This window comes from Marinobacter sp. LM1 (genome assembly GCF_042763285.1).
Lineage (GTDB): Bacteria > Pseudomonadota > Gammaproteobacteria > Pseudomonadales > Oleiphilaceae > Marinobacter > Marinobacter nauticus.
On the sequence record NZ_CP114373.1, the window covers coordinates 1,895,921 to 1,919,547 of the forward strand.

The window sequence follows — 23,627 nt, forward strand, 5'->3', positions numbered from 1 at the left end:
TACGGTCTTGTCTCGGTTTATGGCTTCAGAGCCGGTTGTCGGGCCCTCTTGTTAGCGGGGCCTTGGACCAACAAACCGGCTTTCAGTTTCAAGTTTAATCAAGGAATCCGGTTGGGACTCCGCATAGAAACGAATATCGTTATTGGTGTCCACCAGCACTTCCGGTGGCACGTCAACAACCGTGGGCAAGGAGAGATTCTCGCCGCTGCTCACCGTCACCGTGGTGTCTGTCAGAATGCGCATACCTTCAAGACCGTCCACAGTCAGGCTGAAGGTTTGTGGTACTTCTGACATGTTCTGGATCTTCACGGTATACGAGTTTTCCACCCGCCCTTCGCCGTTGAAACTGAACAGTGCACCACGGTCCCGCAGCACATCCATCTTGGCCGGAACCCGGGTGGCAATGGTGAAGATCACCGCGCTGATCATCAGTATGAGCACTGCGCCATAACCAAAGGTACGCGGCCGCAGCAGTTTGGAGGTTTTACCCTCCAGTTCATTCTCAGTGGTGTAGCGAATCAGCCCCTTGGGATAGTTCATCTTCTCCATAACTTCATCGCAGGCGTCGATACACAGGGCGCAGCCGATACACTCGTACTGGAGGCCATCACGGATATCGATCCCGGTGGGGCAAACCTGAACACACTGGCCGCAATCAATACAGTCGCCCAGACCGACTTCGGCGGGTTCGACGCCTTTCTTGCGGCTGCCACGTGGCTCGCCCCGGTTGGGATCGTAGGAGACAACGCGGGTGTTGGGATCGAACATCACGGATTGGAACCGGGCATACGGGCACATATACAGGCATACCTGTTCCCGCATCCAGCCGGCGTTCAGGTAGGTGGCGACGGTAAAGAAGGCCACCCAGAAATAGGCCCAGCCGTTGGCCTGCAAGGTGAACAGGTCAACGATCAGCTCACGAATGGGGTAGAAGTAGCCAACGAAGGTGACGCCAGTCGCCAGCGCGACGAACAGCCAGAGTGCGTGCTTGATCGATTTTTTGGTGAGCTTCTCCGCAGAGTTGGGGGCTTTGTCCAGTTTCATCCGCTTGTTGCGGCTGCCCTCAACTTTTTCCTCGATCCACATGAAGATAAAGGTCCAGACTGTCTGGGGGCAGGTATAGCCGCACCATACCCGGCCGAACAGTGTGGTGATGAAAAACAGGCCAAAGGCTGAAATGATCAGCATGCCGGATAACAGGAAGAAATCTTTGGGGAAGAAGGTAATGCCGTAAAGATGGAATTCCCGGGCAGGCAGGTCGAAGTGAATCAGGGGTTGCCCGTCCAGAGTCAGCCAAACGAACAGAAAGTACATGCCCATTAGCAGGGTTAGACTGACATTCCGGATTCGCTGAAAAAAGCCTTTGACTTCCTTGACGTAGATTTTCTGTCGACTGGCGTACAGGTCGACGGTTTCTGGCTTTTTTTTGTTATTGGAGGAATCGCCGTTCGGGTCAACCTGTTTGACCGGAATCTCGTTGCTCATGGGTACCTCCCGGTGAGTGGTAAAGCTGGGAGCGGGCCTCGGAGGGTCAGCTGATCTTCTCAAGCCTGTACCCGCGGGCGCAGATACAGGGTTGAGAAGACCGGGCCAGGGCGAGCCTGGCCGGGTCGGATTCAGTTAGACAGGCTGTAAACGTAGGCTGCCAGGATCTGAATCTGGTCGTCGGTCAGACGACCTTCTTGTGCAGGCATCTGGTTCTGGCGACCGTTCATCACGGTCTCCTTGATCCACTCATAAGTGGAGCCATAGAGCCAGACATTATCGGTCAGGTTGGGCGCACCCATGGCTTCCATACCTTTGCCTTCCGGGCCGTGACAGGCAACGCAGGCCTGTGCGAATACCTGGGCGCCAGCTTTGGCCGCCTCGGCATCTTCTTCGCGTCCACTGAAGCTCAGCACGTAGTTAACCACCTGGTCGACCTGCTCGTTGGTCATATTCGGCATAACGCCCTTTGCAGGCATGTTGCCGTTACGACCCTGAGCAATACTGTGCAGGATCTGGTCTGGTTGACCGCCCCACAGCCAGTCTTCGTCGGTCAGGTTGGGGAAGCCCACCTGGCCGCGAGCGGCGGTGCCGTGACAGACCGAACAGTTGTTGGCAAACAGGCGCTGGCCGATCTTCATGGCGTCATCGTTCTGCGCCAGTTCAGGAATGGCAGTGTCGCCGAACTGGGCATAGATTTCGCCATATTTCTCTTCGGCAGCTGCCACTTCCGCTTCCCACTGGTTGGTGGATGTCCATCCCAGCAGACCCTTGAAGTTGCCCAGGCCCGGGTACAGAGCCAGGTAGCCAAGGGCGAAGATGCAGGTTGCTACGAACAGGTAGAACCACCATTTCGGCAGAGGGTTATCGTATTCCTCAATGCCATCAAAGGAATGGCCCATTGTCCGGTCGGTTTCAGTATCGGTTGTCTGGCTCTTGCGGGTGGCCCAGAGGAGCCACCAGCAGCCGAAAACGGTACCGAGCACGATCACACTGACCCAGATGCTCCAGAAGGTACTCATTGTTTCTTCTCCGTTTTTTCCTGTTCGAGAGTACGCTTTTCGACTTCGTCGTCATCGAAGGGGAGGTGTGCTGCCTCGTCGTTGGCCTTCTTGCGGTGGGCGCTGTACGCCCACCAGACGATTCCGAAGAACGCTGCCATTACCAGCAGCGTGTGAATGCCGCGTAACTCATTAATATCCATGGGATCACCGCTTCTCTGAAATCACAGTACCCAGCTGCTGCAGGTATGCGACCAGCGCTTCGATTTCAAATTTGCCTTCGATCTCACTCGCTGCGTTGGCAATCTGCTCGTCGCTGTATGGCACGCCAAGCGTCTGCAGCGTCTTCATCCGGGACTCAATGGAACCGTGATCAACACGATTCTCGAACAGCCACGGGAAGGCAGGCATGTTGGATTCGGGTACCACGCTGCGCGGATCGTACAGATGCTGGCGCTGCCAGGCATCCGAGTAACGACCGCCTACACGAGCCAGATCCGGCCCGGTACGCTTGGAACCCCACAGGAACGGACGGTCATAAACGAACTCGCCCGCAACGGAGTAGTGGCCATAACGCTCAGTCTCAGCCCGGAACGGACGGATCTGCTGGGTATGGCACACGTGGCAGCCTTCACGGATGTAAATGTCCCGGCCTTCCAGTTCCAGGGCTGACAGAGGCTCCAGGCCTTCGACCGGCTCGTTAACCTCTTTGTGGAAGAACAGGGGCACCACTTCCGCCAGGAAACCGCCACTGATGGTCAGTACGATCAGCACGATCATCAGACCAAGGTTCTTTTCGACTATTTCGTGTCTCATCTGGTCTCTCTCCCTTACGCCGCCTGAACCGCAGCATTATCTTCTGCAACGGCGTCTTTCTGGCGTACGGTCATGTACACGTTGTAGGCCATGATCAGCATGCCGGTCAGGAAGATCGCGCCACCGATGAAGCGTACAAAGTAGCCCGGGTAGGAAGCTTCAAGCGCTTCCACGAAGCTGTAGGTCAGGGTGCCGTCTTCGTTTACTGCACGCCACATCAGACCTTGCATGATGCCATTCACCCACATGGCGGCGATGTAAAGCACGGTGCCTACGGTAGCCAGCCAGAAGTGAGTGTTGATCAGGGCAGTGCTGTACATGGCCTGGATGCCCCACAGTTTCGGGATCAGGTGGTAAACCGCACCGATACTGATCATAGCAACCCAGCCCAGGGCGCCGGAGTGCACGTGGCCGATGGTCCAGTCAGTGTTGTGGGACAGAGCGTTGACGGTCTTGATAGACATCATCGGGCCTTCGAAGGTAGACATACCGTAGAAGGACAGAGAAACCACCAGGAAACGCAGGATAGGGTCAGTGCGCAGTTTGTGCCAGGCACCGGACAGGGTCATCATGCCGTTGATCATACCGCCCCAGGACGGCGCCAGCAGAATCAGGGACATGACCATGCCTGCGGTCTGTGCCCAGTCAGGCAGAGCGGAGTAATGCAGGTGGTGACCACCGGCCCATACGTAGGTGGCGATCAGTGCCCAGAAGTGCACGATAGACAGGCGATAGGAGTAAACCGGACGGTTGGCCTGCTTGGGAACGAAGTAGTACATCATGCCCAGGAAGCCAGCAGTCAGGAAGAAGCCCACCGCGTTGTGACCGTACCACCACTGCATCATCGCATCGGTAACACCCGCATAGGCGGAGTACGACTTGAAGGCGGTGGCCGGCAGCGCCATGTTGTTACCGATATGCAGTACAGCAACGGTAATGATGAACGCGCCGTAGAACCAGTTGGCAACGTAGATGTGCGGAGTGCTACGCTTCATCACGGTTCCGAAGAACACCAGGGCGTAGCTGACCCAGACAACCGCAATCGCGATGTCAATCGGCCATTCCAGCTCGGCGTATTCCTTGGACGTTGTCAGGCCCATCGGAAGGGTGATGGCAGCAGCCACGATGATCGCTTGCCAGCCCCAGAAGGTGAACGCCGCCAACCCGTCAGACATCAGGCGAGCCTGGCAGGTTCGCTGAACGACGTAGTAGGACGTTGCAAAAAGGGCACTTCCGCCAAAGCCGAAGATTACGGCGTTGGTATGCAGCGGCCGCAAGCGACCGAAGTGAGTAAAGGGCAGGTCGAGGTTGAGGGATGGCCAAACCAGCTGTGCTGCAATCAGCACACCCAGAGCCATACCTACAATACCCCATACCACTGTCATGATGGCGAATTGTCTCACCACCTTATAGTTGTATGTCAGGTTTGCATTTACTGTGCTCATAGCCTTACCAATGGGTTCAGGATGGGGAATTATGCGGGGGCAAGTATGGAGAAACGATTATTCCTTTGCAATGATCAAGATCAAGTTATGACATCCGTCAAATCCGCCGGAATCAGTAGGCTGGCCAGTAAGTTGCAAGTCTATCCAATATGTTTTTATTGACGCTTTAATGGCTTGCCAGATCCATTCTGTCACCGGGTTTGATCCGCGACAGGAGCGAGAGAGGGAAAATTGGTGAAAAGAATTAAGACCAAAGGCTACGGAAAAGATGCCAAAGCCGTAATGATACTGGCCCACGGTGCTGGCGCGCCCATGGATTCATTGTTCATGGAGTTGTTGGCGGAGGCTCTCGCAGGGCAGGGCATCGAAAGTGTGCGGTTCGAGTTTCCCTATATGGTGAAGCGTCGCGAGGATGGCAGAAAGCGACCGCCCGATCGGCAGCCGGCTTTGCTGGCGGCATTTGAAGATCAGGTGTCCCTGGCCAGAGAGGAGCTCGGAAGTCAGGTACCGCTGCTGGTGGGGGGAAAATCAATGGGAGGGCGGATGGCCACGCTTCTGGCTGCCGGGAAGTTCAGGGATATTGATGGCGTTGCCTGTTATGGCTATCCGTTTCACCCGCCGGGGAAGCTGGATCGTTGGCGGACTGACCATCTGGATAAGGTCGCGGTTCCTCTACTGGTGGTGCAGGGTACCCGGGACCCATTCGGTAAACCGGATGAACTGAAGGCGCAGGGTCAGATCCCCGGCCTTACCCGGCTGTGCTGGCTGGACGGCGGAAATCACGATTTTCAGCCGCTGGCGCGGCAGCCAGAGCAACAGTCAGACCTGATTGCGCAGGCTGCTCTTTTGACGCGTCAGTTTGCCGACGATGCCGTGCTGTGACCAGGCGCTGACGCGCGATTGGCGAGTACGATCTGATCTCGCCCTGCGCCCTTGGCCTGATAGAGTGCTTCATCGGCTTTTCGGAACAGGTCAGATGGCTCCTCCCCCGTACCCAGTTCGGCAATCCCGGCGCTGAGTGTCAGATGGAAAGGCTTTTTGTCCGGAGCGATAAGGGCGGTTTCCCGCATGGCCTTGAGTATGCTGAGACAGAGCGTGCGCGCGCCTTCCAGATTGTTTCCGGGGAGTAGCAGGGCAAATTCCTCGCCACCAAAACGGATGGCTACGTCCCTTGGCCTTTTGACGTGCTCATCCAGAATGCCCGCGATCTGTTTCAGGCATTGGTCTCCGAAATCGTGGCCCCAGGTATCGTTTACGCGTTTGAAATGATCGGCATCAATCAGGGCCAGAGTTAATGGGTTCCCGGTCCGACGGGCCTCCCTGCAGAGTTCAGGCAGAAGATTATCCATGTGGCGCCGGTTGTACAGGCCAGTGAGCGCATCGTTGAGGCTTAAAGATGCCAGTTTCCGATTTGCCTGTTCCAGTTCCCGCATGGTGTTGCGGAGCTGGGCGGTGCGTTCATGGACCTTCAGTTCCAGTTCGGTCCGAGCCTGGTGTTCCACATCCAGCAGTTTCTGGTTAAGCAGGCGCCAGCGCTGCACCAGTGCGTAATTCAGCAGGACCACCTGGCCTCCGAGAACCGCCTGCATCATCACTTCCCGGGCCTGATAATCGCCAAGATACCCGAACGCAGCCATGGCATAGATCAGTGCCCCGGCAACCATTACCATCCAGGCCGCCAGATACCAGAATGCGGGCCTGTATCCCTGGCGCCAGCGAACGTAGGCAATAACCTGTAGCGCCACAATGACTGTCAAGGCCAGGGCGGTATTGATCAGGATGGACTTGGTATACGGGATCAGGAGCGTCAGTGCTACTGCGCCAACGGCAACTGTGGCCAGTGATTTCAGCGCCTTGACAGAAAGAGTGTCGGGGCCGACTTCCAGGAAAGACCAGCCAAATAGAGTCATCGCCAGCGCGCAAACGGCCAGGGTTAACGGAATGGAGAGGTTCGCCAGTTCTGAGCTCTCCGGCCAGAAGTATTGGTTGGCAAATCCACCCATGGCGAACAGGAACATCCCGATCGAGATTATATAAAAGGCGTTGTAGAAGTAATAGCGGGTGCCCGCACTGATGAACAATAGCAAGTTGAACGCCGCCAGTATCAGCAGGGCGCCGTAAAACAGGCCGTGTATGAGGGTGAGATGGTTGCTTTCCGCAATGACCTCGCCCGGTGTCATCAGGCCCAGGGGCACATTCAGCGCGCCGCTGCTATGCACCCGGATGAGGATGGAGCGGTTTTCGCCGGCATCCAGTGTGACGGGGAGCAGGAAATAACGGTAATCTATGCCCCTTGTGGCAAACGGGAACAGGTCGCCGGTCGCCAGCGGAGGTCGGGCGTCTTCAGGGCTGTAACCGCTTTGGTAGCGGCTTTTTTGCCAGAACGTCACCTCGTCCAGCAGCGGGTAATGAAGCTTCAGGTACCAGAGACCGGATTCAGCGCTGCTGTTGCGGACATTAAGTTGGATCCAGTACACGGAATCGGTGTGGCTGAATACCAGGTCATGGCCCCGGGCTGGTCTCCACGCCAACTCGGCCGGCAGATCCTCAGGTGCTGTTGCAGCATGGGCCGGTTCACCCGGGCGGGCTGAGTAAAAACAGATGTGGTGGTTGATTGCACTTCGGGCGTCCGGGCTGGCGGCATCAAGAGCGGGACACGGTTCCATAGCCGCAAGCTGGCCGCTGAACAGCAGGCCAGCCGTGGTCAGAAAACAGGCCGTAAGCAGGTTCCAGAGTCGGAGCATCTTCCACCAGGCGGTACGTTGGGAGGCAGAAAGTGTAGCCAGCGTGAACAAGTGCTGCCGTTAAACACGTTCAAGTTTTATCGCTGTCAGTGCGTCAGAATCCTGACAGTGGTCACCAACAAGGTTATGGAATGCAACAGATAATGCTGATGTGTCGCCCGGGGTTTGAAACCGAGGCGGGTCAGGAGTTGATGGATTCGGCGGCCGCTTGTGGTCTGTTCGGTTACTTTCAGCCGATCAGGAACGCAGGGCTGGTGCGGTTTACCCTTGGCGGGCCCGAATCTGCCTTTGAATTGATGCAGAGAATACCGCTGGACGAGCTGGTCTTTGTGCGGGACTGGTTTCTGGTGCTTGGCGATTGCCCGCTGCCGGCCAGGGACCGGGTTGGAGCCGTTATCGAGTTCCTCCGGGGCGCCGATTGGCAGGGCAGCCTGGCATCACGACTGGAAACCCGGCTTACGGAAACCAATGAAGATCGCGATCTGGGCAACTTTGCCCGAAAATGGGTGGCACCCCTGTCCCGCGGACTCAGGGAGGCGGACATGCTGACGCAGGACTCGGACAGTGCCAACGGTGACCGTCTGGAGTTGCTGTTGCTGGATTTCGAAACGGCTGTTGTCGGGTTAAGCCTGGCCGATAATCGATCCCCTTTTCCGCAGGGCATACCCCGTTTGCGTTTGCCTGCCTCAGCGCCCAGCCGGTCTGCGCTCAAACTCGAAGAGGCGTGGAAAGTCTTTATTCCTGAAGATCGTTATCTGGACTACCTGGGTGGCGGCCGGAAAGCGGTAGATCTGGGCGCCGCTCCCGGAGGATGGACCTGGCAACTGGTTCAGCAAGGCATGATGGTGACGGCGGTCGATAATGGCCCCATGAATCCAGAGTTGATGGCCACAGGGCATGTTGAGCATGTCCGGGCTGATGGCTACGCCTGGCGCCCGAAGCGGGCCGTGGACTGGATGGTCTGCGATATTGTCGACAAGCCCCGCAAAACCGCGCGTCTGGCGCTGGACTGGGTCGGAGGCAAACTGTGTCGCTACACCGTGTTCAATCTCAAGCTACCCATGAAGAAACGTTATGAGGAGTGGCTGATCTGCCGGGACATACTGCTGCAGGGGCTGGCAGAGGCCGAGCTCAATTGCCGGCTCCGGGCCCGGCACCTCTACCACGACAGGGAAGAAATAACCTGCTTCATCGAGCGCCTGGACTGATCACCGGGCTCACGGCATATCGCTGTGCTGGAGCACGGTAATGGCTTCATCCCGGTCCATCATGGGGGTGAGTTCCGCCATTAATTCCCGGCGTTCAGGAGAGCGGTACCAGCGATCCCAGTCTGCCTCTGAGCGCCAGTTTGCCAGTGTCATGCGATGGTTGGGGTCGCGGCAGTCGACCAGGGTCTCACCGGAGATAAAGCCCGGGGCACTGACGGCCTGCTGTAACACTTTTCTGGCCCGGTCTTCGTAGGCCGACTCCAGAGTTTCGGCAATATGGCGTTCAATAAGTACCCGAATCATGACAATCTCCCTTTATTTTCGCTGCTATAAACAATAATTTAGCACTGGATTCAGAAAAATCACGCTACTTGCAGGAGGTCACGCGTGTCCGATCATGATTATCACGCAGAACTGGATGCACGGGGACTATTCTGTCCCGAGCCGGTCATGATGCTGCACAATCGCATCCACGATGTTGAGATTGGGCAGGTGCTGCGGGTGGTGGCCACCGATCCTTCAACCACTCGGGATATCCCGAGGTTCTGCCAGTTCCTCGGGCACGAACTTCTCAGCCAGCAGGAAGCGGGCGGTGAATTCCTGTTTCTGATCCGCCGCTGTCAGGACGCCTGACTCAGAGTTTCTGACCAACGTTGGCCACGTGCTCCAGAAACTGATCCCGATCCATCTCGCCCAGCACGCGGGCGTTGCTGAGCTCTGCCCCGCTCGCCTGATAGAACAGTATTGCCGGGGGGCCAAACAGGCCGAGTTCATCCAGCAGGGCCTGCTGGGCGGGCGTGTTGTCCGTCATGTCGATCTGCAGCAGGGTGTAGGGTGACAGTGCCTGGATGACCTGGGGATCGCTGAACACATTGCGTTCCATGACTTTGCAGGAAATACACCAGTCCGCATAGAAGTCCAGCATGACGGGCTGCCCCCGGTCACTGGCATTGGCCAGCAATGTGCGGATCTGGTTCGGATCCTCAACGCGCTGGAAGCTGGCATGTGATAGCTCGCCCGCCACTGGTCCCGGCGCCGCGGAGGCGACAAAGGGCGCCAGCGGCTTGAGCGGGTCGTTGGCGCCGCTGACGGCACCGGCCAGCAAGGCCAGGCCATAGGCAAACATAACTAGCCCCAGCCCCTTACGGGTGCGCTGCCAGCCAGCCTTGGCGGCATCGAATGCGCCCAGCTGTACGCCAGTAATAGCAATCAGCAGCCCCCACATGGTCAGGCTGAACCAGACCGGTACCAGGCGCTCAACCAGCCAGATAGCCACGGCCAGCAGCATGACACCGTAGAAGTGCTTCACCGTGGTCATCCAGTGCCCTGAGCTTGGCAGCAGTTTCCGGCCGCCAACGGCAACCAGAATCAGGGGAACTCCCATGCCCAGGCCCAGTGCCAGCAGCGCCACACCGCCGATCACGGCATCCTGAGTGGTGGAAATGTACAGCAAGCTGCCGGCCAGTGGCGCAGACACGCAGGGCGAGACAATAAGTGCTGAAAGGGCACCAATACCGAAGATGCTGGCGACACGGCTGCCAGTCAGGCGATGGCTGGCATCGTTGAGGGGTTCCCGAATAAAACGTGGTAACTGGATTTCGAACAGGTCGAACATCGACAGCGCAAAGACCACGAACAGGCCAGCGAAAACACTCAGCACCCAGGGCGACTGTAGCTGCGCCTGGAGATTGAAGCTGGCGCCCAGCAGTCCGGTAATGACACCCGCCGCGGCGTAGGTCAATGCCATGCCCAGCACATAGCTGCCAGACAGCAATAATGCGTGGCTGGTGGTTCTTGTATTACGCCCGGAGACCATGGAGGAGATGATAGGCACCATGGGCAGAACGCAGGGTGTAAAGGTCAACCCCAGACCGAGCAAAAAGAATACGCCGGCGATCATCCAGATCGACTGGCTGGACAGAAAGCCGGCGAGGCCGGTCGCGGTGGAGGTATCTGCGGGCGCCGCATTACCGGTATCGGAGGTCACGCTGTTGGCTGCGGTCTCGGCAGCGTCGCCACCAGGGTAATAGAAGATGTCCCGGGTCTGCGGGGGATAACAAAGCCCGGCCTCTGCACAGCCCTGGTACGTCACCTGAAGCTCCGCTTCCCGGACACCGTCGGGCAGGGTGATGGGTACCCTGGCCTGGACCGGATCAAAAAAAACGGTGATCTCACCAAAGAATTCGTCTTCAGTCAGCGTGCCCGGCAAAGAAAAGCCGGGTTCGCCAACCTGTACACTATCAGTTACGGCATTGATCTGTATGCGGCTCTTATAGAGGTAATGGCCGGGGGTGATATTCCAGGCCAGCACCACAGCCCCGTTATCAGTGGTGTAATCAAAGGGTAGTGCTTCATCTACCGGCAGAAATTCGCTGTTACCAAACAGGCTGCCATTGCCGGACCCCAGAGCCTTGGCTCCGGGAGACGCCAGCGACAGACCCACTGCCAACACAAGCAGGAGATGGTAGGACAGATTTCGCGTAGAAGCACTGAAGGCCTGGACTGCTGACATGGATACGGTCATTTCCTGATTCTGGTATGCATGAAGTCGGTTCGAAGCCAGTGGACACCATGCTGTGGCGAAAGTTCCCACTGGTATTGGCCGCGTTAAAGTCGCACAATAGCCAACCGATGAATCACAATCCAGACGATCTTATCATGCTGTTCAATGACCTGTTCCGGGAATCATACCGGACGATTCTGGTCAGGGGCAGCGACGAACCGGAATATCTCCCTGTGAGCGAGCCCGAGGGCCTTGCCAGGGTAGTCTTTGCCCATGGTTTTTTTGCCAGTGCCCTGCACGAGATTGCCCACTGGTGCATTGCCGGTGAGCATCGGCGCACAATGTACGATTACGGATACTGGTACTGTCCGGATGGACGAACACCTGAACAGCAGCAAGCGTTTGAGCAGGTGGAGGTGAAACCTCAGGCCATAGAGTGTCTGTTTTCCCTGGCGGCCGGCTTCCGCTTTCACATCAGTGTCGACAACCTCGCCGGCGGAGGCGCTGCCGATGGAGATGCATTCCGCCTGAATGTGCTCAACCAGGCGAGCGAGTACCTTGCCTGTGGATTACCCCGCCGTGCACAGCAGTTCTACGATTCGCTCTTGCAGTTTTACAGCACTGGTGCCCGGATAGATGAAACCTGGGCTCGAGTGAAGACCCGTCTGTTAACTGCAGAGCAGGAATACGATCAATCAAGGATACCTGAACCCCTATGACATCAGAACCAAAGCATACCGGCGATTTACGCTTCAGCGACCTCAATCTGGACAAGCGACTGCTGGATGCCATTTCCAAAATTGGCTTCGAGTACTGCACGCCCATTCAGGCAGAAACACTGCCCTGGACCCTGGCCTGTGAAGACCTCATTGGCCAGGCTCAGACGGGCACCGGCAAGACTGCAGCCTTTCTGATTACCGCGATTCAGTCTTTGCTGGAAACTCCGATCGACGAGAAAGAGCGTTTTGCCTCCGAGCCCCGTGTTCTGGCGCTGGCGCCCACCCGCGAACTGGCCATGCAGATTGCCAAGGACGCCGAACAGCTGTGTCATTACACTGGCCACAATGTGGTTACTGTGGTTGGCGGGATGAACTACGACAAGCAGCGGGAGCAGTTGCAGAACGAAATTGTCGACATCCTGGTGGCTACCCCGGGCCGATTGATCGATTTCCTGGGCTCACAGGATGTTTTTCTGGATCAGCTCGACATCCTGATTCTGGATGAGGCGGATCGAATGCTCGACATGGGCTTTATCCCGGACGTCAAGCGCATCATCCGCAAGTGTACCCCCAAGGATGAGCGTCAGACCCTGCTGTTCAGTGCCACCTTCAACCAGGATGTCCTCAACCTGGCATCCATGTGGACCCGCAATGCCGAGTTTGTCGAAATCGAGCCGGAACAGAAGACTGCAGAACGAGTTGAACAGACTGTTTTCCTGGTGTCCGATAACGAAAAGCTGCCGGTACTGGTGAATTACCTGAAGCGGCCGGAAGTAGAGAAAGCGATTGTTTTTGCCAACCGTCGTGACCAGTGCCGTGATCTTGAAGAGGATCTTAAAAACCAGGGTGTGAAAGTGGCGTTGATGTCTGGCGAGATCGCCCAGAACAAGCGGCTGAAAACGCTAGACCAGTTCAAGAAGGGGCAGATCCAGGTGCTGGTTGCTACCGATGTGGCGGGCCGTGGCATCCACGTAAACGGCGTGACCCATGTATTCAACTACAATTTGCCAGACAATGCCGAAGATTACGTTCACCGCATTGGTCGTACTGGCCGTGCCGGTAAAACCGGCGTATCGGTGAGCTTCGCTGGTGAAGAGGACGCGTTTGCCCTGCCGGAGATTGAAAAATACATCAGCCAGAAGCTGAAGACGGCGGTGCCAGATGAGAATCTGACAGCCGCCATGGATAACCCGCCGATTACCCGCAAGCGGGGTGGTCGCCGGCCGCAGGGCAACAGCGGTCGCGGGCCCAGACCACGTCGTCATTGAGAGTCACTGGTGAGACCACTGTTATGCTGATCGTTGCGGACGAGAATATTCCCTTACTGGATTCCTTTTTTGGCGACATCGGAGAGATTCGCCGGGTGAATGGCCGGACGCTGGCTCCGGACCAGGTAAGGGATGCCGATATACTTCTGGTCCGTTCGGTAACCCGGGTAGACCGGCAGTTGCTGGAGGGTGCCCGGGTGCGGTTCGTTGGTACGGCCACGATTGGAACGGACCACATAGACCAGGCTTGGCTCCAGGAACAGGGCATCGGTTTCGCCGCTGCGCCAGGCTGCAATGCCGTCAGTGTGGCAGAGTATGTGCTCTCGGTATTGTCCCTGTACGCAGAAAAGCGGGGTATTGAAGACTGGTCATCCCTGACGGTAGGGATTGTCGGGGTGGGTAATGTCGGTGGTGAGTTGGCCCGAATGCTGGAGCGGCTGGATTTCACGGTAAAGCTCTGTGATCCGCCCAGGCAGGAAGCTGAAGAAGAGCACGCAGAGGAGTTTGTGCCGCTGGCCGAGGCTCTGGAGTGTGACGTTGTAACCTTGCACACGCCGTTGACGCGAACTGGAGACCATCCCACCAACCGGATGATCGCGGGCAGCGAGCTCGCGGCGCTTGGGCAGGATCAGTTGTTGATCAACGCCGGCCGGGGCGAGGTGATAGACGGTGAGGCGTTGCTTTCCCGGCTTCAGCATGCGGACGCGCCCACGGTGGTGTTGGATGTCTGGGAGCATGAGCCCAGAATCAACCCGGACCTGCTAGACCGGGTGTGGCTGGCCACGCCCCACATTGCCGGCTACAGCCTGGAAGGCAAGATGCAGGGCACGGAGATGATATACCAGGCCCTGTGCCGTTACCTGGGGCTGCCTGTGCGCAAAAAAGCCGGACAGTTTCTGCCGGAGCCGGCCCTCAGTAAAGTGTCCTTTACCAGCAGTGCTGATGAGGATGAGGCCGTTCAGGTTGCTTTGCGCGCCTGTTACGATCCCCGCCGGGACGATGCCCGCCTGCGGCTGACCATGCGGGGTAATCCTGAAGAACGGGCGCAGGCCTTTGACAGGCTACGCAGGGACTATCCGGTGCGCAGGGAATGCTCGAGCCTGAAAGTGCAGTTGAAGGGCAGCAGCAAGTCGATTCAGGACAGCTTCAGGGCCATCGGGTTCAAACTGAAGATCTGACGCCCTGAGTGTCTTACCCGTCAAAAGTGAAGGGCGCCTGTGTGGCGCCCTTTTTCGTGTAATTACAGTTTGGCGTTCTGTAGCGCCGCAATTCGGTCCTCCAGCGGCGGGTGTGTCATAAACATTGCTGCCAGACCTTCGCGGGCGCCCCGGTTGATACCGAATGCCTGCAGGGTGTCCGGCATCTGATCCGGAACCTCACTTTCCTTTTTCAGGTGCGCCAGGGCGCTGATCATGGCGCCTCGCCCTGCCAGTTGGGCACCGGCAATGTCGGCACGGTATTCCCGACGACGGGAGAACCAGAACACGATGGTGCTGGCCAGGATGCCGAGCACGATTTCTGCCACGATGCTCACGACAAAAAAGCCGATTCCATGGCCGTTCTCATTCTTGAAGATGACCCGGTCCACGAACGAGCCGATCACCCGCGATGCGAAGATAACAAAGGTGTTTACCACGCCCTGGATCAGCGTCAGAGTCACCATGTCGCCATTGGCCACATGGCCAATCTCATGGCCCAGTACGGCCCGGATTTCGTCCTTGTCAAAGCGGCTTAACAACCCCTCACTGACCGCCACCAGAGAATCGTTTTTATTCCATCCAGTGGCAAAGGCATTGGATTGCTGAGCAGGGAAGATCGCCACTTCGGGCATACCTATGCCGGCTTTCTTTGCCAGCTCCGCGACGGTTTCAACCAGCCAGCGCTCCGCCGGCGTGCGAGGTGAGTCGATCACCCGGGCTTTGGTGCTCCACTTCGCCATGGGCTTGGATAGGAACAGCGAGATAAACGCACCAGCGAAGCCGAACACCGCCGCAAACGCCAGTAGCGAGCCGTAGTCGATGCCTTGTTGTGCCAGATAACTATCGACCCCCAGCAGTCGCAGGGTAAAACTCGCAACCAGAATAACGGCCAGGTTGGTGGCCAGAAACAACAGAATACGCATGGTTTTTTCCTGTATCAGCTTACCGGGAAACGTATTGCCTTTCTGACCGATATATGTGGATCCGGTTCAGCGGTTCAAGAACCTTAACGCCATTTAATGAACGGGTTGCAGGCCTGAATCGTTAAAGAAGGTTGATTGCACCGCCAGACTGATGCGGCTGGAACTGCCGCTTTTCAGGGCGGAGCGCAGCAGATGAATATAGGTGGACAAGTCCTTCTGAACGGAAGGCGGCAATTCGGGTTCGTTTGAAGCCGCCGACAGTTCCCTCAGAAGCGCCTGCGGGGCCGGGGCGCTGAGCCGAACAAATGCCTCCCGGGTCAGCACCGCCTGATCCAGAGCTTCCTGGCGAATGGTATCCACGTATCGGAGCAGGCCTTCTTCGGACAGCCAGAGCAGGGCGCCGAAACAGGCCATGTGGCGCTTGCTGTGCAGGCCGAATTCGTCGGGCTCGTCTGGCCCGGCGATATCCTCCACGAACAGGTTTACCCGCCGGGGAAACGACATGTAGAGCTGAACCAGGGCGATTGCCACGTCCTTGTAGAATTCCTCGACATGAATGTCGGCCATACTGACTCCGGTTTACTGGCGATAGTGTTCAAGGAAATTGCCCAGACGGCCCATGGCATCCGACAGCGTGTCCGCTCTGGGCAGGAAAACAACCCGGAGATGCTGCTTGTCATCAATGTTGAAGGCCGAGCCCTGAACCAGAAGTATTTTCTCCTGGAGCAGCAGATCCAGAACCAGCTTCTCGTCATTCACCACCGGGAAGTGCTTGGGGTCGAGCCTCGGAAACATGTAAAGCGCCCCTTTCGGCTTGACGCAGCTGACGCCGGGAATGTCATTGAGCATGCGCCAGGCGGTCTCACGCTGCTCGTAGAGACGCCCACCCGGTGCCACCAGATCGTTGATGGACTGATAGCCACCCAGAGAGGTCTGGATTGCCAGCTGGGCCGGCACATTGGCGCACAGGCGCATGTTCGAAAGCATGTCGATCCCTTCGATCAGGTCCCGGGCCTTGTGCTTGGCTCCGCTGATGATCATCCAGCCGGAACGATAACCGGCCGCCCGGTAGTTTTTGGACAGGCCGTTGTAGGTGAAAAACAGCACGTCGTCTGCCATCGAGGCGATGGATGTGTGCTGGGTGCCGTCGTACAGGATCTTGTCGTAGATCTCGTCGGACAGGATGATGAGATTGTGTTCCCGGGCCAGCTCCAGTACTTGCTGGAGTAATTCCTCAGAATACACGGCACCGGTCGGGTTATTCGGGTTGATCAGCACAATAGCCCGGGTCCGGCGGGTGATCTTTTTGCGGATATCGTCGATGTCCGGGAACCAGTCCTGTTGTTCGTCGCAGCGGTAATGCACCGGTTTGCCGCTGGAGAGGGTGACGGCGGCGGTCCAGAGCGGGTAGTCCGGGGCCGGAATCAGTACCTCGTCGCCGGTATTCAGCAATGCCTGCATGGACATCACAATCAGCTCGCTGACGCCATTGCCCAGATAAATGTCATCAATATCGACTTTGGCAATGCCCCGCTGCTGGCAGTAGTGCATCACGGCCTTTCGGGCCGAAAACAGGCCTTTGGATTCCACGTAGCCCTGAGCCTGGTGCATGTTGTAAATGACGTCTTGCTGGATTTCTTCCGGAACGTCGAGCTCGAAGGCTGCCGGGTTGCCGATGTTCAGCTTCAGAACCCGGTGCCCTTCTTCTTCGAGCCTGCGGGCTTCACGCAGAACCACGCCACGAATTTCATAACAGACATTGTCGAGTTTGGCGGATTTGAAATAGTTCTGCATGGGAGCCTGGGTCCTTCGCTAAGGTTCTGAACGAAAGCCTTATTCTAGCGGAGGGACGCCTCGGGGTAACAGGGGCAATTGTGTGGAATTGTGGCCAAATCAGGATAGTTTACGGAACGTCTTTGAAGTGATGTGTCAGCAGGCTGACCCGAAGTGACAATTTAGAATCTTGTTGGGGGAAATTATATTGTGCACAATATGACTCAGCCGTTCATACAAAATCGGCCGTGGCCGGCCAATACAGGAGAGAGATTTCATGGCGAGCGAAACCATCTACAGTTTCAGTGCCAAAGATATTAAAGGGCAGGAAGTATCAATGGACGACTATCGGGGCAAGGTTCTGCTCATTGTGAATACGGCCTCAAAATGCGGTTTTACGCCCCAATTTGAGGGCCTTCAGTCACTCCATGACGAATTGGGGGAACGCGGGTTTGAGGTGCTGGGCTTCCCCTGTAATCAGTTCATGAATCAGGACCCCGGTAACGACGATGCCATCAGCCAGTTCTGCTCCCTGAACTACGGTGTCAGTTTCCCCATGTTCGCCAAGATTGAAGTGAACGGCGACGGCACGCATCCGCTGTTCAGGTTCCTGAAACGTGAGGCCAAGGGCCTGATGGGCTCTGAGAAGGTCAAATGGAATTTCACCAAGTTTCTGGTCAATCGGGACGGCCAGGTTGTGCGGCGCTATGCGCCAACGGCGAAACCGGCCGACATCCGTGCCGATATCGAGAAATTACTCTGACCATGAAGGACAACGATCAGATACTGGCGCTTGATAACCAGATCTGTTTTGCCCTCTACGCAGCCAACCGGGCGGTGACCGCCCGGTACCGGCCGTTACTGGAGGAGCTGGGGCTGACCTATCCCCAGTATCTGGTCATGCTGGTGATGTGGGAAGCAGACCGTGAGGGGCTTCGGCCACGGGTCGGCGACCTGGGGGCCAGATTAAGACTGGACTCGGGAACGTTGACGCCGCTACTTAAACGCCTGGAGCAGCGGGAACTGTTGCAACGGGCTCGGCTCGCCGAGGATGAACGGGTGGTTCGGTTGAGGCTGACCGATGCCGGACGGGCAATGCGGGCCAAGGCGGCGAACGTGCCCGGCCGCCTGATGTGTGGTCTGGATATTGAGCCGGAGCGATTGCTATCGCTGCGCCAGGAGCTCAGGAGTCTGCTGGAGGTTCTGGAGACAGCGGAGCCCAGCGAGCGATAACCGCCCTGAGTTCGTCACGATTATAGGGCTTGGTGATGTAGTCATTCATGCCCGAGGCCAGGCAGTCCTCGCGGTCGCCTTGCATCACATTGGCGGTTACCGCGATAACCGGCAGCGTTTGCCATTGGGGATTCTGGCGGATAGCGCGGGTTGCTTCGTAACCGTCCATAACCGGCATCTGGCAGTCCATCAGTACCAGGTCGTAAGCTTTGTTCTGAAGTGCTTCCAGTGCCCGGCGCCCGTTCTCCGCGTGATCTACCCGGTGCCCCAGTTTCTTCAGCAGGCTGCTGGCCACCAACTGGTTGACCTGGTTGTCTTCCACCAGAAGGATGTTGAGAGCCGGTACCGGTTGCCGGCTTGTGCCAAGCGATCGATCCGGGTGCGTTGATTGTTCGCCTGAATCCAACCCGCCGGCAGCGCACAGGCATCGGAACAGGTCGTCTCTTCGCAGTGGGAGTGCCACAACGCAGTGTCTCGGGTGGTCGCTGGTGGCGGTGCCGGACTGGTCGGCCAGGATCACGCCTTCTCCGCGCCAGTCATTGGCAAAGGCAAGATTTTCCCGGGGCGAATTTGCTGCATCAATCAGCAGGATGCCCTCCGGATGCCGGCTCGCGCTGCGCACCGGTATGTTCCAGGAGCGCAACTGGGACTCAATGGCCAGTCTGTGAGGGTTGCTTTGGGGCAGAGCCATGGCAATGCCTATGTCGCCCAGGCGTTGCAGAACGTCTTCTGCGATCTCCCATTCATCGCCCTGGTGTACCGGAAGCGGCAGGGTCACGGTAAAGTGGGTTCCGGCGCCTTCCTTGGAATCCACCAGAATCTGGCCATGCATTCGCTCCACCAGTTGTCTGCAGAGTGTCAGCCCAAGCCCGGTTCCGCCGTAGAGGCGGGTGGTGTCAGTATCGGCCTGGGAAAACGGTGAGAAGATCCGGTGCAGGCCTTCTCTCGACATACCGATCCCGGTGTCGATGACTTCCAGTCGCAAGCTGCCCCCGGACCAGCTGGTGCGAATCTTTACTGTGCCTGCATCGGTGAATTTGATGGCATTGCTGAGCAGATTGTTCAGAATCTGGCGGGTACGGGTGGGGTCCCCCAGAAAATGTTCTGGCAAATCCGGCGCGGTCTCGTTAACCAGGTTAATGCCTTTGCGCCGGGCTTGCTGTGCGTGCAGGGTGGCGCATTCTTCAATCAGTTTCCTCATGCTGAACGGAATGCTCTCCAGGGAGAGCTTGCCAGCCTCGACCTTGGAAATGTCGAGAATGTCGTTGAGCAGCCCGAGCAGGCTCTCGCCGGCATTCAGTGCAATTTCCAAACGATTGCGTTGGCCGGCGTGTTTCTCGCTTTCCAGTGCCAGCCCCAGCATGCCCAGAACGCCGTTGAGCGGTGTGCGAATTTCATGGCTCATGCTTGCCAGGAAGTTGGCCCGGGCACGAGCCCGGCGAACGGCGTCTTCCTTGGCGCGGACCAGCGCCCGGTTACCACGCTGCAGCGCTTCATTCTTTTCGGATATTTCCCGGGTGCGGTCTTCCACTTCCCGTTCCAGCTGGCTGGAATAGTTCTTCATGGCACTCTCGGCGGACCGCAGCTTGGCCACGCTCACTTCCATGTTCTCCAGGTGCTGGTTGATGATGCCCACCATGGTGCCGATTTCATCACCTTTGTGGTTTTCCGGAATTGGAAGCCGGACCTTTTCCGGAGAACTTGCCCGAACCTGGCTCAAAGCGTTGATGACGTTCATCATGGGCCGGGTCAGTACAAAATAGAAAATGGCGAGCAGTACGCCGGAGAGCGCCAGGCTCTTCAGCAGCCCGATAATCAGGGTATTGGTCGCCCGGGTGAGAAACTGTATGCCGTAATGATAGGTGTCGATGGTTACAACAAGCTGGCCCAGAGGCAGATCCGCCAATTGCGGCACCTGCAGTTCCTCATTGAACACGCGGCTGGCGCCAAACAGCAGATCGCTGATCCAGCGATAGCGGGAAACCGGGCTGCTCTGGCTGGCTGCAGCCATGGTCTGGCCATCGCTGTCAATAATTCGGGCGTCTATGGTGGCGGGGTGTTGCAAGAGGCCGTCGAGCAGCTCCTCCGCGAGCCGGACATCAATGTTATAGGCAATCTGGGAGGCCGGGCTCTGGCTGATTTCAATCAGGGCGCGAACTTCGCGGTCCATCGATTCCCGGGCGGTGAAGTAGTCCAGGGTAATCTGGATCAGGTTCAGTACCAGGCCCAGCACCATGGCGACCAGGACCGTGTCCCGGGTGAGGCGATAGGAGAGCCGTTGCCTGATTCTGTTAAACACGATGTTGCGTCATCCTTGAGATATGGGCGTTTACGAAGCTGCGTTCAGTCGTCGTAATCCGCTTTTTTCTTCCAGGTGCCGTCGTCCTGCAGAAAGTTGTCCCATTCCTTGTCCAGCTTGGAATGGCTTTCCTCATTCATCTTGCCCTCTGTGCTCATTTCCTCAAGTTCCTTGATGCGGGTACGGAAACTCTTCACCGCTTTCATGGCCAGAGGGTTGTCCCGGGATTTGCCCATCTCAGTACTGGCAAGGTGATAAGCGTGAATGGCCTTGCGGATCTGGTTCTGGCGAATGAAATCCCGGGCCTGGAAAACGTGCAGGTCGGCGTGGGTTTTGTGCACCAGAAACAGAACATACTTCAGATTCTTCTTGGCGGTGGCAGAGTCTATCCGGCCGGCTTTATGCATAGCCTCAATCAGCTTGAACAAGGCCTGGAGCAGTTCTTTGATGTAGGTGGACTTTTCCGGAGAGTCGACTTTTACGGGTGGGCGCTGGTCGTTCTTTTCCAGAATCTGCTTTTTGGTTTGCGCAATGTTCTCCAGCCACTGTTTTACCGGCTGATCACTCTTCAGCGCGGTCAGTTCCTGGCAGGCGTCTTCCATGCGCTTGAGCAGCAGTAGTTTAAGGTCTGGCGTGAGGTATTGGCCGGGAATATCGGTAAGCAGGCGGTAGGCCTTGTTGTAGGCATCTTCCTGAGCCGTCATTTTGCGAACGCGTTCGATCCTCGCTTTTTCCCGCATCTGGCTGAAAACGATAATAACCAGGGAAACGGTGACGATCGCGGCGAGCAGCAGCACAATGGTAGTGGTATCCATGGTGTGGGGTTAGGCTCCGGATTGAATGAACGTCTGGCCCGAGGGCTTGTTTTATTGGTTTTGATATTATTCGGTAACGCCCTGAAAGCCTAGCAGAAATATGCTATTCCGTCCTTTTCAGGTTGTAATCAGGGTAGTAGGTTCATTTATTACGTGAATTTTCAGATTCCTGTATATTGCGGAAATGAATAATACACCCTGCTGCTGACGGTGAGGTCTGGCTGCCTATGGACATTTCCCGCGTTGATCTGAACCTGCTTGTGTACCTGGATGTGCTGTTGCGGGAGCGCAATGTAACCAAAGCGGCCAATCACCTTGGCATCACTCAGCCGGCCATGAGTAACGGTTTGCGGAGGCTGCGGGATCTGTTTGGCGATCCCCTGCTGGTGCGAACCAGTGAAGGCATGACGGCCACCGAGCGGGCCAGGGAATTGCAGCCACTGGTTCGCGGGATTCTATCGGATATCGAGCAGGCGGTGCAGGAAAAAACACCGTTTGCGGCCGGTGAGAGCCAGCGGGTGTTCCGGATCATGGCCAGTGATTACGCGGAATCCTGCCTGATGCCACGGGTGTTGCGCCGTATCCGACAGGAAGCACCGCATGTCACGCTGGATGTTCTGACGCCCAGTGATGTCAGTTTTCTGGATGTGGAGCAGGGTCGCCTGGACATGGCGATTAACCGTTTCGACAAGATTCCCCAGTCATTTCATCAGAAAACCCTCTGGACGGAATACTTTGCGTGCCTGATGAACGCCCGGAACCCGATCCTGAAAGAGCCGTTTACACTGGATACCTATCTGGACGCCAGTCATATCTGGGTCAGCAAGACCGGTTTTGGTGTCGGGGTGGGGGTGAATCCGAAGGATGTTCAACGCCTGGGCTGGGTGGACGAGGCACTGGGCAGAATGGGGCGCAAGCGCCAGATTTCCGTGTTTACGCGCCATTATCAGGTGGCGATGCTGCTGGCGGAACAACACGATCTGATCGCCACGCTGCCATCGAGAGCAGCCTGGCTGCAAAAAGATAATCCAAATCTGGTGGTCAAGGTGCCGCCTTTTGAGATTCCGCCCTTTGAACTCAAGATGGCCTGGAGCCCGCTGCTGCAGCACAACTCGGACCATCAGTGGCTGCGCAAACTGATTGTGGAAGTGGCGGAAGAAGTGGATGAGGAATTTGCGCCATTCGGGGCCAGTTTCGAGTCACCTCAGGCGGTTCAGGTGTCCCACTCAGAGCGGTAGTTCGCGTAACTCCAGAGAGGGGCGCGCGGCGTCCCACATTTTCTGGAACGCCTCTTCCATCAGCCGGACCCGCCGGCCGGCGGAAAAATCGGCAAAGCCCTCGGTCTTGTCAAAGCTGTGTCGGTACAACACGCCCTGGCGGTCGACCAGCAGGAAGGGCTGATCCTCCATGGGGTAGTCCTCGTTCACCAGCCGGAGCTCAATGCGGCTGGTGAGCCGGCGCATCAGTTCTACCAGTTGGTGTCGTCGTTGCACTAATGGCTTGTCGTCGTGAATCAACAAACGGACCTCGCTCAGTCGATGGCGACGGGCGAGGGCAGAGACCAATTCCCGCAGGCGATGCCTGTCGTAGAATTCATGGTCCAGAATCCGGTCGTAAAGCCATAGGCGCTGGCCAGCCTGGCCAACCAGGGAATCCATCAGGTTCATGAAGGATGAGGGCTGGTCAAACAGCCAGGATTCCTCATCGGCTCCCAGGATTAACGGGTTGCTGCGTCCTGCACCGGCCCGATGGGCGAGATCCGGTGCCAGACAGCGCATGTCGAGGTGCGGAATGCCGGCATCCTCATAGGGGGTAAGCGAACAGATGTGGAAGCCGCATCGTTGGTAAAAACCAGTGGCATGTTCCTGGGCTGAGAGCCGGAGTTCCTGGTAACGGCCGGCAGACTCGGCGATCAGGTGCCTGAGCAGGGCTTCTCCAACACCTTTGCCCCGGGCTTCCGGTAACACGGCCATGCGGCCGATGTAGCCGGTTTCTTCCAGGGCGGAAAACAGGCGGGCGGTGGCCACGGGTTGGTTGGACGCATCGACGGCAAGATAATGATCAGCAATCTCGTCGGTGTCATCCCACTCAAGCTCTGGCGGCACCTTCTGCCCATCGATAAACACCCGCTGGCGAATCTCGCGAACCGACCCGGGTGCCAGTTGCCAGCTGTATTTTCGAAATCTCAGATCCATG

At 57.2% G+C, this 23,627-nt stretch carries 23 protein-coding genes; 9 read left to right on the top strand and 14 right to left on the bottom strand.

The features are described from left to right. Positions 1 to 51 precede the first annotated feature (51 nt). The 5 genes from ccoG to ccoN form a co-directional block, all read right to left on the bottom strand. Positions 52 to 1,485, bottom strand: coding sequence for a cytochrome c oxidase accessory protein CcoG (ccoG, locus tag OZ656_RS08850; RefSeq protein WP_153741406.1), 1,434 nt, complete (start codon positions 1,483 to 1,485; stop codon positions 52 to 54). 131 nt (positions 1,486 to 1,616) lie between these two features. After that, entirely contained in the window at positions 1,617 to 2,507 is an 891-nt protein-coding gene (gene ccoP / locus OZ656_RS08855) for a cytochrome-c oxidase, cbb3-type subunit III (RefSeq protein ID WP_153741405.1), read from the bottom strand. Then, positions 2,504 to 2,689: a CcoQ/FixQ family Cbb3-type cytochrome c oxidase assembly chaperone gene (locus tag OZ656_RS08860; RefSeq protein WP_011785266.1), complete on the bottom strand. Its 186-nt coding sequence runs from the start codon at positions 2,687 to 2,689 to the stop codon at positions 2,504 to 2,506. The genes ccoP and OZ656_RS08860 overlap by 4 nt, the downstream gene beginning before the upstream one ends. A 4-nt stretch (positions 2,690 to 2,693) precedes the next feature. Further along, positions 2,694 to 3,302 (bottom strand): cytochrome-c oxidase, cbb3-type subunit II, encoded by a 609-nt coding sequence (ccoO, locus tag OZ656_RS08865; protein WP_153741404.1) that lies wholly within the window; start codon positions 3,300 to 3,302, stop codon positions 2,694 to 2,696. Positions 3,303 to 3,316: 14 nt separating this feature from the next. After that, positions 3,317 to 4,747 carry a cytochrome-c oxidase, cbb3-type subunit I gene (gene ccoN / locus OZ656_RS08870; protein WP_023009983.1) on the bottom strand — a complete coding sequence of 477 codons (1,431 nt, stop codon included), beginning with the start codon at positions 4,745 to 4,747 and terminating at the stop codon, positions 3,317 to 3,319. A gap of 234 nt (positions 4,748 to 4,981) precedes the next feature. Between ccoN and OZ656_RS08875 the strand changes: the two genes are divergently transcribed. Further along, positions 4,982 to 5,629, top strand: coding sequence for an alpha/beta family hydrolase (locus tag OZ656_RS08875; protein ID WP_278350913.1), 648 nt, complete (start codon positions 4,982 to 4,984; stop codon positions 5,627 to 5,629). Here the strand turns inward: OZ656_RS08875 and OZ656_RS08880 are convergent. After that, positions 5,602 to 7,491, bottom strand: coding sequence for a diguanylate cyclase (locus OZ656_RS08880; RefSeq protein ID WP_278350912.1), 1,890 nt, complete (start codon positions 7,489 to 7,491; stop codon positions 5,602 to 5,604). The two genes, OZ656_RS08875 and OZ656_RS08880, sit on opposite strands and share 28 nt — an antisense overlap. A 131-nt stretch (positions 7,492 to 7,622) precedes the next feature. Between OZ656_RS08880 and rlmM the strand changes: the two genes are divergently transcribed. Beyond that, the gene (gene rlmM, locus OZ656_RS08885; RefSeq protein ID WP_273030201.1) at positions 7,623 to 8,699 is read left to right on the top strand and encodes a 23S rRNA (cytidine(2498)-2'-O)-methyltransferase RlmM; all 1,077 of its coding nucleotides are present in this window, start codon (positions 7,623 to 7,625) and stop codon (positions 8,697 to 8,699) included. A gap of 9 nt (positions 8,700 to 8,708) precedes the next feature. Here rlmM and OZ656_RS08890 read toward each other — a convergent pair whose 3' ends face one another. Next, positions 8,709 to 9,002 carry an antibiotic biosynthesis monooxygenase gene (locus OZ656_RS08890; protein ID WP_011785260.1) on the bottom strand — a complete coding sequence of 98 codons (294 nt, stop codon included), beginning with the start codon at positions 9,000 to 9,002 and terminating at the stop codon, positions 8,709 to 8,711. A gap of 84 nt (positions 9,003 to 9,086) precedes the next feature. On the opposite strand from OZ656_RS08890, the gene tusA reads away from it, so the two are divergent. Beyond that, positions 9,087 to 9,332: a sulfurtransferase TusA gene (gene tusA, locus OZ656_RS08895; protein WP_014421203.1), complete on the top strand. Its 246-nt coding sequence runs from the start codon at positions 9,087 to 9,089 to the stop codon at positions 9,330 to 9,332. 1 nt (position 9,333) lies between these two features. Here the strand turns inward: tusA and dsbD are convergent, their stop codons facing one another. Beyond that, complete coding sequence (gene dsbD, locus OZ656_RS08900) at positions 9,334 to 11,211, bottom strand: protein-disulfide reductase DsbD (RefSeq protein ID WP_278350911.1); 1,878 nt, start codon at positions 11,209 to 11,211, stop codon at positions 9,334 to 9,336. Positions 11,212 to 11,357: 146 nt separating this feature from the next. On the opposite strand from dsbD, the gene OZ656_RS08905 reads away from it, so the two are divergent. From OZ656_RS08905 to pdxB, 3 genes are read left to right on the top strand one after another with little or no spacing between them, the layout of a single operon-like run. Next, a complete protein-coding gene (locus OZ656_RS08905; protein WP_226374420.1) occupies positions 11,358 to 11,921 on the top strand; it encodes an elongation factor P hydroxylase in 564 nt (187 codons plus the stop codon). Then, a complete protein-coding gene (locus OZ656_RS08910; RefSeq protein WP_014421207.1) occupies positions 11,918 to 13,189 on the top strand; it encodes a DEAD/DEAH box helicase in 1,272 nt (423 codons plus the stop codon). Before OZ656_RS08905 ends, OZ656_RS08910 begins: the two co-directional genes overlap by 4 nt. Before the next feature lie 23 nt (positions 13,190 to 13,212). After that, the gene (pdxB, locus tag OZ656_RS08915) at positions 13,213 to 14,367 is read left to right on the top strand and encodes a 4-phosphoerythronate dehydrogenase PdxB (RefSeq protein WP_278350910.1); all 1,155 of its coding nucleotides are present in this window, start codon (positions 13,213 to 13,215) and stop codon (positions 14,365 to 14,367) included. Positions 14,368 to 14,429: 62 nt separating this feature from the next. Here pdxB and htpX read toward each other — a convergent pair whose 3' ends face one another. The 3 genes from htpX to OZ656_RS08930 all read right to left on the bottom strand — a co-directional run bounded on the left by htpX (position 14,430) and on the right by OZ656_RS08930 (position 17,105). Further along, positions 14,430 to 15,311: a protease HtpX gene (gene htpX / locus OZ656_RS08920; protein ID WP_014421209.1), complete on the bottom strand. Its 882-nt coding sequence runs from the start codon at positions 15,309 to 15,311 to the stop codon at positions 14,430 to 14,432. Between the two features lie 93 nt (positions 15,312 to 15,404). Then, positions 15,405 to 15,878: a hypothetical protein gene (locus OZ656_RS08925; RefSeq protein ID WP_014421210.1), complete on the bottom strand. Its 474-nt coding sequence runs from the start codon at positions 15,876 to 15,878 to the stop codon at positions 15,405 to 15,407. A gap of 12 nt (positions 15,879 to 15,890) precedes the next feature. Beyond that, positions 15,891 to 17,105 (bottom strand): pyridoxal phosphate-dependent aminotransferase, encoded by a 1,215-nt coding sequence (locus OZ656_RS08930; RefSeq protein ID WP_199453975.1) that lies wholly within the window; start codon positions 17,103 to 17,105, stop codon positions 15,891 to 15,893. 256 nt (positions 17,106 to 17,361) lie between these two features. On the opposite strand from OZ656_RS08930, the gene OZ656_RS08935 reads away from it, so the two are divergent. Both OZ656_RS08935 and OZ656_RS08940 read left to right on the top strand, forming a co-directional pair. After that, a complete protein-coding gene (locus OZ656_RS08935; protein ID WP_272998688.1) occupies positions 17,362 to 17,847 on the top strand; it encodes a glutathione peroxidase in 486 nt (161 codons plus the stop codon). 2 nt (positions 17,848 to 17,849) lie between these two features. Then, positions 17,850 to 18,317, top strand: coding sequence for a MarR family winged helix-turn-helix transcriptional regulator (locus OZ656_RS08940; RefSeq protein ID WP_199453973.1), 468 nt, complete (start codon positions 17,850 to 17,852; stop codon positions 18,315 to 18,317). Here OZ656_RS08940 and OZ656_RS08945 read toward each other — a convergent pair. Further along, complete coding sequence (locus tag OZ656_RS08945; RefSeq protein ID WP_278350909.1) at positions 18,268 to 20,616, bottom strand: ATP-binding protein; 2,349 nt, start codon at positions 20,614 to 20,616, stop codon at positions 18,268 to 18,270. The two genes, OZ656_RS08940 and OZ656_RS08945, sit on opposite strands and share 50 nt — an antisense overlap. Before the next feature lie 44 nt (positions 20,617 to 20,660). After that, positions 20,661 to 21,431 carry a hypothetical protein gene (locus OZ656_RS08950; protein WP_011785248.1) on the bottom strand — a complete coding sequence of 257 codons (771 nt, stop codon included), beginning with the start codon at positions 21,429 to 21,431 and terminating at the stop codon, positions 20,661 to 20,663. Between the two features lie 227 nt (positions 21,432 to 21,658). Here OZ656_RS08950 and OZ656_RS08955 point away from each other — a divergent pair, with 227 nt between their 5' ends. Then, on the top strand, positions 21,659 to 22,669 hold the full coding sequence (locus OZ656_RS08955; protein WP_011785247.1) for a LysR family transcriptional regulator: 1,011 nt from the start codon (positions 21,659 to 21,661) through the stop codon (positions 22,667 to 22,669). Here the strand turns inward: OZ656_RS08955 and OZ656_RS08960 are convergent. Further along, a complete protein-coding gene (locus OZ656_RS08960) occupies positions 22,658 to 23,626 on the bottom strand; it encodes a GNAT family N-acetyltransferase (RefSeq protein WP_153741395.1) in 969 nt (322 codons plus the stop codon). The genes OZ656_RS08955 and OZ656_RS08960 overlap by 12 nt on opposite strands. Position 23,627: the final 1 nt, after the last annotated feature.

Coding starts and splice junctions, on each gene's coding strand:
- ccoG (WP_153741406.1), bottom strand. CDS start 1,485: ATGAGCAACGAGATTCCGGTCAAACAGGTTGACCCGAACGGCGATTCC.
- ccoP (WP_153741405.1), bottom strand. CDS start 2,507: ATGAGTACCTTCTGGAGCATCTGGGTCAGTGTGATCGTGCTCGGTACC.
- OZ656_RS08860 (WP_011785266.1), bottom strand. CDS start 2,689: ATGGATATTAATGAGTTACGCGGCATTCACACGCTGCTGGTAATGGCA.
- ccoO (WP_153741404.1), bottom strand. CDS start 3,302: ATGAGACACGAAATAGTCGAAAAGAACCTTGGTCTGATGATCGTGCTG.
- ccoN (WP_023009983.1), bottom strand. CDS start 4,747: ATGAGCACAGTAAATGCAAACCTGACATACAACTATAAGGTGGTGAGA.
- OZ656_RS08880 (WP_278350912.1), bottom strand. CDS start 7,491: ATGCTCCGACTCTGGAACCTGCTTACGGCCTGTTTTCTGACCACGGCT.
- rlmM (WP_273030201.1), top strand. CDS start 7,623: ATGCAACAGATAATGCTGATGTGTCGCCCGGGGTTTGAAACCGAGGCG.
- OZ656_RS08890 (WP_011785260.1), bottom strand. CDS start 9,002: ATGATTCGGGTACTTATTGAACGCCATATTGCCGAAACTCTGGAGTCG.
- dsbD (WP_278350911.1), bottom strand. CDS start 11,211: ATGTCAGCAGTCCAGGCCTTCAGTGCTTCTACGCGAAATCTGTCCTAC.
- OZ656_RS08905 (WP_226374420.1), top strand. CDS start 11,358: ATGCTGTTCAATGACCTGTTCCGGGAATCATACCGGACGATTCTGGTC.
- OZ656_RS08910 (WP_014421207.1), top strand. CDS start 11,918: ATGACATCAGAACCAAAGCATACCGGCGATTTACGCTTCAGCGACCTC.
- pdxB (WP_278350910.1), top strand. CDS start 13,213: ATGCTGATCGTTGCGGACGAGAATATTCCCTTACTGGATTCCTTTTTT.
- htpX (WP_014421209.1), bottom strand. CDS start 15,311: ATGCGTATTCTGTTGTTTCTGGCCACCAACCTGGCCGTTATTCTGGTT.
- OZ656_RS08925 (WP_014421210.1), bottom strand. CDS start 15,878: ATGGCCGACATTCATGTCGAGGAATTCTACAAGGACGTGGCAATCGCC.
- OZ656_RS08930 (WP_199453975.1), bottom strand. CDS start 17,105: ATGCAGAACTATTTCAAATCCGCCAAACTCGACAATGTCTGTTATGAA.
- OZ656_RS08935 (WP_272998688.1), top strand. CDS start 17,362: ATGGCGAGCGAAACCATCTACAGTTTCAGTGCCAAAGATATTAAAGGG.
- OZ656_RS08940 (WP_199453973.1), top strand. CDS start 17,850: ATGAAGGACAACGATCAGATACTGGCGCTTGATAACCAGATCTGTTTT.
- OZ656_RS08950 (WP_011785248.1), bottom strand. CDS start 21,431: ATGGATACCACTACCATTGTGCTGCTGCTCGCCGCGATCGTCACCGTT.
- OZ656_RS08955 (WP_011785247.1), top strand. CDS start 21,659: ATGGACATTTCCCGCGTTGATCTGAACCTGCTTGTGTACCTGGATGTG.
- OZ656_RS08960 (WP_153741395.1), bottom strand. CDS start 23,626: ATGGATCTGAGATTTCGAAAATACAGCTGGCAACTGGCACCCGGGTCG.